At 39.1% G+C, this 12,044-nt stretch carries 12 protein-coding genes; all 12 read left to right on the top strand.

The window, feature by feature from the left end; translation table 11 throughout:
• The 12 genes from smc to MHI34_RS01970 all read left to right on the top strand — a co-directional run bounded on the left by smc (position 1) and on the right by MHI34_RS01970 (position 12,024).
• Entirely contained in the window at positions 1 to 3,582 is a 3,582-nt protein-coding gene (gene smc / locus MHI34_RS02025; protein ID WP_058843498.1) for a chromosome segregation protein SMC, read from the top strand.
• Positions 3,579 to 4,871, top strand: coding sequence for a signal recognition particle-docking protein FtsY (ftsY, locus tag MHI34_RS02020; RefSeq protein WP_036124791.1), 1,293 nt, complete (start codon positions 3,579 to 3,581; stop codon positions 4,869 to 4,871). The genes smc and ftsY overlap by 4 nt, the downstream gene beginning before the upstream one ends.
• A 201-nt stretch (positions 4,872 to 5,072) precedes the next feature.
• The gene (locus tag MHI34_RS02015; protein ID WP_036124788.1) at positions 5,073 to 5,408 is read left to right on the top strand and encodes a putative DNA-binding protein; all 336 of its coding nucleotides are present in this window, start codon (positions 5,073 to 5,075) and stop codon (positions 5,406 to 5,408) included.
• A 12-nt stretch (positions 5,409 to 5,420) separates the two neighbouring features.
• Positions 5,421 to 6,779 carry a signal recognition particle protein gene (gene ffh, locus MHI34_RS02010; protein ID WP_036124787.1) on the top strand — a complete coding sequence of 453 codons (1,359 nt, stop codon included), beginning with the start codon at positions 5,421 to 5,423 and terminating at the stop codon, positions 6,777 to 6,779.
• Positions 6,780 to 6,873: 94 nt separating this feature from the next.
• Positions 6,874 to 7,146: a 30S ribosomal protein S16 gene (gene rpsP / locus MHI34_RS02005; protein ID WP_004269411.1), complete on the top strand. Its 273-nt coding sequence runs from the start codon at positions 6,874 to 6,876 to the stop codon at positions 7,144 to 7,146.
• 15 nt (positions 7,147 to 7,161) lie between these two features.
• Positions 7,162 to 7,395: a KH domain-containing protein gene (locus MHI34_RS02000; RefSeq protein WP_004269410.1), complete on the top strand. Its 234-nt coding sequence runs from the start codon at positions 7,162 to 7,164 to the stop codon at positions 7,393 to 7,395.
• A 386-nt stretch (positions 7,396 to 7,781) separates the two neighbouring features.
• Positions 7,782 to 8,297 carry a ribosome maturation factor RimM gene (gene rimM, locus MHI34_RS01995; RefSeq protein WP_036124784.1) on the top strand — a complete coding sequence of 172 codons (516 nt, stop codon included), beginning with the start codon at positions 7,782 to 7,784 and terminating at the stop codon, positions 8,295 to 8,297.
• Positions 8,297 to 9,034, top strand: a complete 738-nt coding sequence (gene trmD, locus MHI34_RS01990; protein ID WP_036124836.1) for a tRNA (guanosine(37)-N1)-methyltransferase TrmD — start codon at positions 8,297 to 8,299, stop codon at positions 9,032 to 9,034. Before rimM ends, trmD begins: the two co-directional genes overlap by 1 nt.
• 116 nt (positions 9,035 to 9,150) lie before the next feature.
• A complete protein-coding gene (gene rplS / locus MHI34_RS01985; RefSeq protein WP_036124783.1) occupies positions 9,151 to 9,495 on the top strand; it encodes a 50S ribosomal protein L19 in 345 nt (114 codons plus the stop codon).
• 105 nt (positions 9,496 to 9,600) lie between these two features.
• A complete protein-coding gene (gene lepB / locus MHI34_RS01980; RefSeq protein WP_036124779.1) occupies positions 9,601 to 10,164 on the top strand; it encodes a signal peptidase I in 564 nt (187 codons plus the stop codon).
• A 57-nt stretch (positions 10,165 to 10,221) separates the two neighbouring features.
• Positions 10,222 to 11,097 carry a ribosome biogenesis GTPase YlqF gene (ylqF, locus tag MHI34_RS01975; protein ID WP_036124777.1) on the top strand — a complete coding sequence of 292 codons (876 nt, stop codon included), beginning with the start codon at positions 10,222 to 10,224 and terminating at the stop codon, positions 11,095 to 11,097.
• A gap of 165 nt (positions 11,098 to 11,262) precedes the next feature.
• Positions 11,263 to 12,024, top strand: a complete 762-nt coding sequence (locus tag MHI34_RS01970) for a ribonuclease HII (RefSeq protein ID WP_342504063.1) — start codon at positions 11,263 to 11,265, stop codon at positions 12,022 to 12,024.
• Positions 12,025 to 12,044 lie beyond the last annotated feature (20 nt).

The following is a 12,044-nucleotide window of genomic DNA, read 5'->3' as shown; positions in this document are numbered from 1 at the left end:
ATGTTCCTAAAACGACTAGAAGTGATTGGCTTTAAATCCTTTGCGGAGCGCATTGGAATTGATTTTGTACCCGGTGTTACAGCGGTTGTTGGACCAAATGGCAGTGGAAAAAGTAATGTCACAGATGCGATTCGTTGGGTACTTGGGGAGCAATCGGCAAAGTCGTTACGTGGAGCAAAGATGGAAGATGTTATTTTTGCTGGCAGTGACTCTCGTAAGCCACTCAACTTTGCAGAGGTAACACTTATATTAGACAATACTGACGAGCAACTTGCTTTTTCTTATACAGAAGTCAGCGTAACAAGACGCGTATACCGTTCAGGTGATAGTGAATATTTATTAAATAACCAACAGTGTCGCCTGAAGGATATTACGGACTTGTTTATGGATTCAGGGCTTGGGAAAGAGGCATTTTCAATTATTTCTCAAGGCCGTGTTGATGAAATCTTAAATAGCCGCCCTGACGACCGTCGTTCGATTTTTGAAGAGGCAGCTGGCGTTTTAAAGTATAAAATAAGAAAGAAAAAAGCAGAGCATAAGCTTGTAGAGACAGATGAGAATTTGTATCGTGTATTAGATATACTCCATGAATTAGACAACCGATTAGAGCCGCTTGAAATGCAGGCTTCTAGTGCGAGAGACTATGTCCAAATGTCTACCGAGCTAAAAGATTTTGATATTGCCATTCTTGTGCATGATTTTAAAAATTGTGCACAATCTTTGCATGCACTAAAAGCTGAATTTACCGAGCTGTCTGCAACTGAGCAACAACAAGCTCAAAATATTGCAACAATCGATATACAAACAACCAATATTCGCAAGTTATTAAAAGAACTTGATGATTATTTGGATGTTTCACAGGCTGATCTTGTCAATGCCACAATGGAGGTAGAGCGTTGGGATGGTCGTAAAGCACTAATGGCTGAAAAACGACAAAATGCTTCCAATCAACTACTGCAGCTGAATGCGACATTACAAGAAGCAAAAGAAGAAGTAGACGTACTGCTTGTACAAGAACAGGAGAAAAAAGAAGCATTTTCAGAGAAACAGCAAGCACTCTCCATACTCAAGCAGAGCATTAAACAGTTAGAACAGTCATTAAATCGTTCTGTTACGGAAATTGAACAAGAAATTGAAGAACAAAAAAATCGATATATTGATTCATTGAATGAAGAAGCAACTATTAAGAATGAATTGAAAAATATCGATCAGCAATTAGCGCAACAAAAGGCTATGGCAGCAAGAATGTCCAATCAAACTGATGAAATTGGACAAGAGCTTACGCAAATTGTTGCTGAGAAAGAAAAGCTAGTCGCTGAACACACTTCCACAACAAATGATTTGCAAGCTAAGCTTGAACAATATGAGTCGCTGCAAGTTCAGTTAAAAAATACAAATTCTTCCTTTGCTGAGAAACAGGATATGCTGTATAAAGCTTATCAGCATCAGCAGCAATTAAAGGCGAGAAAAGATACATTAGCTGAATTGGAAGCCGATTTTTCAGGATTTTTCCAAGGAGTTAAAGAAGTTTTGCTTGCTCGTGATAAAGGTGAATTACAAGGAATTGAGGGGGCTGTCGCTGAATTACTACAAGTTGAGGGGAAATACTCTCAAGCGATAGAAACAGCTTTAGGTGCAGCCTCTCAGCATATTGTCACAACGAATGAACGACATGCACAGCAAGCCATTCATTGGTTAAAGCAAAAACGAGCTGGACGAGCTACTTTTTTACCAAAAACCGTGATGAAGTCACGTAAAATTAATCCAGCTACGATCCAATTAGCGATAGAGCATCCAGCTTTTATTCAAATAGCAGATGCGCTTGTGACATTTAATGAAGATAATCGTACAATTGTTGAAAATCTTTTAGGGCATGTCATTGTGGCAGCAAATCTGGAAGGGGCCAGTCAAATAGCTCGATTATGTGGTTTCCGATACCGAGTGGTCACACTTGATGGAGATATTGTCAATGCAGGGGGTTCTTTAACGGGTGGTGCTATGAAACAGCAATCCTCACTCTTTACAAGAAAAGCCGAATTAGATGATTTAATCCTCAAGCTAGAGTCATTACAGGATTCCATTTATAGTGCTGAACAGGCTGTAGCAACCGAAAAAGACAAGCTTGCAACACTTCGAGATCAAGTAGAACAGTTAAAGCTTGAAGGAGAGCAATTACGAAAAGATGAGATGCAACAGGCTGGTCGTATCCGCGAGTTAGAGGTTGTTGAAAAAAGCTTATCAGCCCGAGTATCTTTTACTTCAACTGAAACTCAAGATGTAAAAACACGTGAGGAAGCATTGTTATCACAAAAGCAAGAGGCAATGGAGCGATTAAACGCACTCGCCGATGAGCTTGTCGAAATCAATGATACTGTCGAGCAATTAAGTAAGGTAAAGCTACAAGGTGAGACAGAGAAGGACGTATTACGAGAGCAACTAGCGGAAAAACGTTCACAATTAGCAGTAATGCAAGAACAAATGTCGCAAGTTCAAATTTCCACTGCTGAGCTAGCACTACAATTGAACAAAGCTCAACAAAAAGTTGAAAATATTTCTCAGGAAATATTATGGCTTCAATCCGATGAATCGACAAATCATTTAAGTGATGAAGAGGTTGAGGAGCAGGTAATCACATGGAAAGCGAGAAGAGATGCCTTACAAGAGACTATTTCTCGAAAGAAAGAGGAGAAGGTAGGGCAACAACAAGAACTCACAACATTAGAAGAACAACTGAAAGAAATGCAACGTATACATAAAGGATACCTTGAAGCAATACGTGCAAATGAGTTGAAACAAAGCCGTTTAGAATTTGAAATGGATAATTTCAAAGAACAACTCGAAGAAAACTATCAGTTAACATTTGAAGAGGCAGAGGAAGAAGCTCTTTCGATAGAAGACGAAGAGTTCGTACGACGCCGTGTGAAACTGTTGAAAAAATCCATTGAAGAGCTTGGTCCTGTTAATTTAGGGGCGATTGAGGAATATGAACGAGTACTTGAACGTCATACATTCTTAACTGAACAACGAGAGGATTTACTTGCTGCACAGGAAACATTGCATGAAGCCATTAAAGAAATGGATGAAGAAATGACATTGCGCTTTAGTGAAACGTTCTATGCAATACGAGAACAATTTAAACTTGTTTTCCGTGAATTGTTTGGCGGTGGGCAAGCGGATTTAGTGTTAATTGATCCGCAAAATTTACTAGAAACAGGCATTGAAATAGTGGCACAACCTCCAGGGAAAAAACTACAAAATTTAAGTTTGCTTTCTGGTGGTGAGCGAGCACTGACAGCAATTGCCTTATTATTCTCTATCCTAAATATACGACCTGTACCATTCTGTATTCTCGACGAAGTAGAGGCGGCTTTGGATGAGGCTAATGTTGTGCGCTATAGCCAGTATCTAAAAAGATTTAGCCGTGACACACAATTCATTGTTATTACACATCGTAAAGGGACGATGGAGGGAGCTGATGTCTTGTATGGTATAACAATGCAAGAATCGGGTGTATCAAAACTCGTATCAGTAAAATTAGAAGATGAACCCGTACTTGCGGAGCAAAGGAGCGAACAAGCATGAGTTTTTTTAAGCGTTTAAAAGATAAATTAATGGGAAATCCAGCCGAGGAAGAAAAACTAGAGGCGCTTGACAATGAGCAGGATGCTGATCTTCAAGAGCTAGATCTAGATGAAGCAAACGAAACGGCTGCTATTGAGACTGTTGATGTAGAAGTGGTTGAGCAAATAGAAGAATCTCCAGAGATGGAAATTGTGAAAGAAGCAGCAGTAGAACCTTCAACTGAAATAGAAAAAGAACAACCAGAAATACAGCCAGAAGTACAAGATCTGGAAGTACAAGAGCTAGCAGTTATTGAGGATACACCAGTAGAGGAGAAAAAGCCTTCTGCTTGGTCGATTACACAAAAATTCAAGGCTGGTCTTGAAAAAACACGTAATTCCTTTACTTCTAAAGTGAACGACCTTGTTGCGCGTTATCGTAAAGTGGATGAGGATTTCTTTGAAGAATTAGAGGATTTATTATTACAAGCTGATGTCGGATTTGAAACAGTTATGGAGCTAATGGATAAACTGCGTTTCGAAGTACAACGTAAAAATATAAAAGATACGAACGGTATCCAAGCCGTGATTTCTGAGAAGCTTGTAGAAATTTATGAGCAAGGTGAAGAAGATTTAATTGATCTAAATATGCAGCCAGATGGTGAGCTGACAGTTATTCTATTTGTCGGAGTAAATGGCGTTGGAAAAACGACAACGATCGGCAAACTAGCGCATCGCTTAAAAACACAAGGGAAAACCGTTGTTTTAGCTGCTGGTGATACGTTCCGTGCTGGTGCGATAGATCAATTACAAGTATGGGGAGATCGTGTCGGTTGTGAAGTTATCAAACAATCTGAGGGCTCTGATCCAGCGGCAGTCATGTATGATGCGATTCGTGCAGCCAAAAATAGAAAAGCCGATGTATTAATTTGCGATACAGCTGGTCGCTTGCAAAACAAAGTGAACTTAATGAATGAACTTGAAAAGGTACATCGTGTCATTTCACGTGAAATTCCAAATGCGCCACATGAAGTATTATTAGCATTAGATGCCACAACAGGCCAAAATGCACTTGTGCAAGCACAAACATTTAAAGAAGCAACGAATGTAACAGGTATTGTCTTAACGAAGCTAGACGGTACAGCTAAGGGCGGGATTGTGCTTGCTATTCGCAATAAGCTGCACATTCCTGTGAAATTTGTTGGTCTTGGTGAGAAAATGGATGATCTACAGCCATTTGATGCTGAACGATATGTTTATGGTTTATTTGCCGATGGTTTGGATAAAGAATTAGAAAATAATGAAGATTAACAGCGAACATCGCTGAGTAATTTTATAAAACGCTCGACTGTGTATAGGTGAATTGACTTGTTTAAAAGAGTAATACTTGCTAAAGGCGTAAAATATGCCTGCAAGCAGACATTTAAGCTTTTAGACAAGGAGATTACCTTGACACAGACGGGCGCTTTTCGTTATGATACAAATGACTAATAGCGGGAGGAGAAACATTCGATGCTACTTGAAAAAACAACACGCATGAACTTTCTCTTCGACTTTTATCAAGCATTATTAACAGATAAGCAAAGAAGTTATATGGAACTATACTATTTGGATGATAACTCTCTAGGAGAAATCGCTGAATCGTATGGAGTTTCACGCCAAGCTGTTTACGATAATATTCGTCGAACAGAAGCGATGCTTGAGGAATATGAAGAAAAATTATGTTTACTTGAAAAATTTCAACAACGTACCCAAATGCTGTCACAGCTTACAATGGGGATTACAGAGAAAAGTATGACAGATGAACAGCAGTTAGCACTTATTGAACAGCTGAAAGAATGGGATTAGGAGGCGAAAGCAATGGCTTTTGAAGGATTAGCGGAACGACTCCAAGGAACGATCCAAAAGATTAAAGGCAAAGGGAAAGTATCAGAGCAAGACGTTAAAGAAATGATGCGAGAAGTCCGATTTGCTTTAATCGAAGCGGATGTTAACTTAAAAGTAGTCAAAGAGTTTGTGAAAAAGGTAAGTGAGCGTGCTGTCGGTGTTGAAGTTATGCAAAGCTTAACACCAGGGCAGCAAGTTATTAAAATCGTACAAGATGAATTAACGGAATTAATGGGTGGCGAACAAAGCCCTATTAAGTTTAATACAAAGCCGCCAACAGTCATTATGATGGTCGGTTTACAAGGTGCGGGTAAAACGACGACTACAGGAAAACTGGCAAATGTCTTACGGAAAAAATTTAATCGTAAGCCGTTACTAGTTGCCGCAGACGTTTATCGCCCAGCAGCCGTTCAACAGCTACAAACATTAGGTAAACAGTTATCATTACCTGTTTTTGCTTTAGGAACCGAGGTATCTCCAGTAGAAATTGCTCGTCAAGCAATCGAATTGGCAAAGGAAGAGCATCATGATGTGGTGATTATCGATACGGCTGGTCGTCTTCATATCGATGAAGATTTAATGCAGGAATTAAAAGATATTCGTGCATTAAAAGAGCCAGATGAGGTATTCCTTGTTGTCGATGCTATGACAGGTCAGGATGCTGTCAATGTGGCAGAAAGCTTTAATGAGGCCATTGGTATTACAGGCGTTGTTTTAACAAAACTTGATGGTGATACTCGTGGAGGTGCTGCATTATCCATTCGTTCTGTAACGCAGAAACCGATTAAGTTTGTCGGTATGGGTGAGAAAATGGATGCGCTAGAGCCTTTCCATCCAGAGCGTATGGCGTCTCGTATATTAGGTATGGGAGATGTTCTGTCACTGATCGAAAAGGCGCAAGCAAATGTAGATGAAGCAAAAGCCAAAGAATTAGAAGAAAAATTCAAGTCCCAAACCTTTACATTTGATGATTTCGTTGAACAATTACAACAAGTCAAAAAAATGGGACCACTTGATGAAATTTTAAAAATGCTCCCAGGTGCAAACAAAATCAAAGGCTTGGATAATGTAAAAGTAGATGATAAACAAATGGGGCGTGTAGAGGCCATTATTTACTCGATGACCCCTGCTGAAAAGACCAACCCAGAAATCATAAATGGTAGCCGTAAAAAGCGTATTGCTAAAGGCTCTGGGACATCTATTCAAGAGGTGAATCGTCTCATTAAGCAATTCGATGAAATGAAAAAAATGATGAAGCAAATGACTGGAATGGCAAGTGGTAAAGGCAAGAAAAAAATGAAATTACCAGGCTTTGATTCATTGTTTAAATAATAATTTTTAGGTGTTAAGAAAAAACACTTTACAAACAACCTAAACATTGATAATATACTATCTTGTGTGAAACTTATTCGGAGGTGCTATTAAAATGGCAGTTAAAATTCGCTTAAAACGTATGGGAGCTAAAAAATCTCCTTTCTATCGTATCGTAGTTGCAGACGCTCGTTCACCACGTGACGGTCGTCAAATCGAAACAGTTGGTACTTACAACCCACTAACTCAACCAGCTACTGTAAACATTGATGAAGAGAAAGCTCTTAAATGGTTAGCTGACGGTGCAAAACCATCAGATACAGTGCGTAACCTGTTCTCAGAACAAGGTATCATGGAAAAATTCCATAACCAAAAATTCAGTAAATAATCGGGGGCGACGTCTTTGAAGCAGCTGATTGAAGCAATCGTTTTACCGTTAGTCGATTATCCAGAAGAAGTTCGTATTGAGACGGATGAAAATGCAAATCGAATTGTTTATAAACTTTTTGTTCATCCAGAGGATCGAGGGAAAGTCATAGGCAAGCAAGGGCGAGTAGCGAAAGCGATTCGTACAATTGTTTATTCAGCGGCAGGTAGTCACCATCAAAAGAAGACCTATGTCGATATATTGGATTAATAGAAAAGATTTTCACGCTCTTGCAACAAGTACAAATGAGTCCTGATAGGTGTGTTTACATGTCGCTTAGGAGTTCAAAGTGGCTTTTAGCATGAAACGTAAAATCTGGACAAAGAAGGAGGGAGCTTGTAGGTTCCTTCCTTTTTTTATCTTGTTTTAACAGCAGCATGTATCTAGTACTTCTGTTTAAGCAGAACAGAAAACTGTTATAACGATTACAGCTAAAGGGTATTGCTTATATTAATAATGACAAGACAAATCAGTCTTAGCTAAAACGACATTCTTCCAAGCGCATCTGTAAGCGGTGATAAATGAGCGAACGGTAGCTATTTATTGGGTGAGCAGGATGCTTTATGGAGAGAAGTTTTTTACGAGGTGAAAGTTGAATGGAATGGTTTAATGTAGGTCGTATTGTCAATACACACGGTATTCGTGGTGAGATACGTGTATTATCGACAACAGACTTTGAAGAAGAGCGTTTTGCAGTAGGAAATAAACTTGCTGCCTTTAAAAAAGACGATAAGAAGCCAACCTGGGTAACGATTGGTTCGGTGCGTCGTCATAAAAACTTTATTCTTTTAACTTTTGAAGGCATGAACAATATCAACTTGGTTGAGCCGTTTAAAGAAGGCATGCTGAAAGTAACAAAAGATCAAATGACAGATGATCTACTTGCAGAAAATGAATTCTTTTTCCATGAAATAATAGGCTGCACAGTTATTTCTGAAGAGGGCGAAACAATTGGTGTTGTGGCAGATATCCTGCAAACAGGAGCAAACGATGTATGGGTAGTTAAAGGCTCGAAGAAAGAGCATTATATCCCTTATATCGAAGATATCGTAAAAGATATTGATGTTGTAGATAAAAAAATTATCATCCATGTAATGGAAGGCTTATTATGATGAACATTCATGTATTAAGCCTGTTCCCTGATATGTTCTCAGGCGTTTTTGGTGCATCTATTTTAAAGAAAGCGCAAGAAAAAGGTGCTGTAAAGCTAGAGGTCACGGATATTCGTACATTTTCAGGGAACAAACACAAGCAAGTCGATGACTATCCATATGGTGGTGGTGCGGGTATGGTTTTAAAGCCTGAACCTATGTTTAGTGCAGTGGAGGCCATCACTGCTGGCAAACAACCACGTATCATTTTAATGTGTCCTCAAGGTGAACGATTCACCCAGAAAAAAGCAGAAGAGCTAGCACAAGAAACGGAGTTAGTGTTCTTATGTGGTCATTATGAAGGCTATGATGAGCGTATACGTCAGCACCTCGTGACAGACGAGATTTCCATTGGCGATTTCGTGTTAACAGGTGGGGAATTAGGCGCTATGACTGTTATTGATAGCGTAGTTCGATTGTTGCCTGGTGTCTTAGGGCAAGAGAATTCGCATATCCAGGATTCTTTTTCAACGGGTCTACTTGAGCATCCACATTATACACGACCTGCGGAGTTTCGTGGGATGAAGGTACCTGATGTTTTAGTATCGGGGAATCACGCTAGAATCGAGCAATGGCGAGAGGAACAATCGCTGAAAAGAACTTTTGAGCGCCGTCCTGACTTATTGGAGCATTATCCATTAACAGACAAGCAAAAATTGTATCTAGAAAAACTAAAAAACAATCATCAAGATGCTTGATTGCCTGCTCTATTTATGATAACATCTAATCTGTACTTCTATGTGAAGTGCTGAATTACGGTGTTCCGCTGTGGCATAGATTGCGTGCAAGAGCATCTGTCTAAGGAGAGAAAACAATGTCAAACATTATTACAGAAATTACAAAAGCTCAGCTTCGCACTGATCTACCAACTTTCCGTCCTGGTGATACTGTTAAGGTACACGTGAAAGTAGTAGAGGGTACTCGTGAACGTATCCAACTTTTCGAAGGTGTAGTAATTAAACGTCGTGGTGGCGGTATTAGCGAAACTTTCACAGTTCGTAAAATTTCTTACGGTGTAGGTGTTGAGCGTACATTCCCTGTACACACACCAAAAATCGCTAACTTAGAAGTTGTACGTCGTGGTAAAGTACGTCGTGCTAAACTTTACTACCTACGTAACCTACGTGGTAAAGCTGCTCGTATTAAAGAAATTCGATAATTATGACTTAAAAGTGAGGGGCTTGTGTTCAAGCCCCTTTTCTTTTTGCTTGTCATCTTTATTCACTATCATCTAAAATAGTGTTAGACAAGGGGGCAATTCTCAATGGAAAAACAAGTGAAAGAAAAGAATGAATTATGGGAATGGACAAAAGCACTATTAATTGCATTTGCGATTGCTGCAGTGATTCGATATTTTTTATTTACACCTATTGCAGTTGATGGAGAGTCCATGATGCCAACCCTTGAAGATGGCGACCGGATGATTGTGAATAAGATTGGTTATAAAATAGGTGAACCAAAGCGTTTTGATATCGTTGTATTTCATGCACCTGAACAAAAAAATTACATAAAGCGTGTAATAGGACTGCCAGGAGATACGCTGGAATATAAGGACGATCAATTATATATTAATGGTGAACCAATAGATGAGCCCTATTTAGATGCATATAAAGCGCAAATTGCTGGGGGGACCCTAACAGAAGACTTTACCTTAAAAGATATTGATGTTTCCGTGGATACTATTCCAGAAGGATATGTTTTTGTCATGGGGGATAACCGTCGAAATAGTAAAGATAGTCGTCATATTGGCCTTGTTGAACAAAAGGAAATTATTGGTAATACAAGTTTGATTTTCTGGCCATTTAGTGACATAAAAATTGTAAAGTAATGCAAGAAAGGGAGAGCTTAATCACTCCCTTTTTCTTTTAGTTTAGGAGGTATAGCTATGACAATACAATGGTTTCCAGGGCATATGGCGAAAGCCCGACGTGAAGTAACGGAAAAATTAAAGCTTGTCGATATTATATTTGAATTAATAGATGCACGTTTACCGCTATCCTCACGTAATCCGATGATCGACGAAGTGATTAACCAAAAACCACGTCTTTTAATTTTAAATAAAGCGGATATGGCAGATGAGCAAGAAACACGTAAATGGGTAGAATATTTTGCACAACGTGGTCATAAAGCCGTAGCCATAAACTCACTTGAGGGTAAGGGCTTACAGCAAGTAACAAAAGCGGCGCAAGAAATTTTAAAAGAGAAATTTGATCGCATGAAGGCGCGAGGTATGAAACCTAGAGCTATTCGTGCCATGATTGTTGGAATACCTAACGTAGGGAAATCCACACTGATTAATCGCTTGGCGAAAAAAAATATCGCTAAAACCGGAAATACACCAGGTGTAACAAAAGCACAGCAATGGATTAAAGTTGGTAAAGAGCTAGAGCTACTGGATACACCAGGTATTTTATGGCCAAAATTTGAAGATCAAGAAGTAGGCTTTAAATTAGCTTTAACTGGTGCGATTAAGGATACCATCACAAATATGGAAGATTTAGCTGTCTATGGCTTGCGTTTCTTATCCGATCATTATCCAAAGCGTATGGAGGAACGTTATGGTTTCGAATTTATCCATGAGGAGCTAGTGGATACTTTTGATCATATTGGCAAGCTACGCCGTGTATTTGGACCTGGCGGAGAAATTGATTATGATCAAGTAGCACAGCTGATTGTTCGAGATATACGCGGCTTACAATTAGGCAAACTGACCTTTGATTTTGTTGATGAACAGCTAAAAAAAGAGGCTGAACAATTATAAGTATTGAAACTGTCACATGTTCTTTTGTGACAGTTTTTCTTTTAGGAATGAATTTTCTTACCGATAATGACTATAGAGAGGAAAATAGTTTTCAAATGAAAGAGACTACATAAAAAACTGAACATGATATAGTTTTATTGAGTAGAAGCAAGAAGGAGCACTTAAATGAAAACCATTAAAGAAATTAACACTGCATTGAAAGGTGCAGAAGAATGGCAAGATTGGATGATAGAAATAGCAACGGATGAAAGAACAGGTGTACAGAAGGCGTGGCATACTTGGCAAAAACGACAAGATAAAAAACGTCAATTACTGCAAGAACATCAAACGAAAGTAGCATTTGATTTAAGCTATGGGAGTATCGATACATTGGTTGCGGGTGTAGATGAAGCAGGACGTGGACCATTAGCGGGACCTGTTGTGACAGCAGCTGTTATTTTACCTACAAATTGTGAGGCCCTTGTTGGTCTGAATGATTCAAAGCAATTATCAAAGGAGAAACGAAACGCCTTTGCAACGTTAATTAAAGAGCATGCCATTAGTTATTTTGTTCATTTCCAATCCGCTCAGCAAATCGATGCACTGAATATATACGAGGCAACCAAACAATCTATGAAAGTAAGTGTAGAATCATTGGCGACAAAGCCTGATGTAGTTTTAGTAGATGCTATGACATTACCCATTTCGATTCCTCAGGATTCAATTATCAAAGGGGATGCCAAGAGCTTAGCAATCGCAGCTGCCTCCATTCTAGCTAAAACAGCCCGAGACGATTATATGGAGCAACTAGACAAAGAATTTCCTATGTATGGCTTTGGGCAACATGCAGGCTATGGGACAAAGCAACATTTAAATGCATTGGAAGAATATGGACCAACAATTCACCATCGTAAATCATTTGAACCGATAAAATCAATGATTCAATAAAGCTACAGAATGGGACAATG

The organism is Lysinibacillus sp. FSL L8-0126 (assembly GCF_038630385.1).
In the GTDB taxonomy this organism is placed as follows: Bacteria; Bacillota; Bacilli; order Bacillales_A; family Planococcaceae; genus Lysinibacillus; species Lysinibacillus fusiformis_D.
Note: the sequence above shows the minus strand (reverse complement) of the source record. Positions and strands in the feature narration are given on the sequence as shown.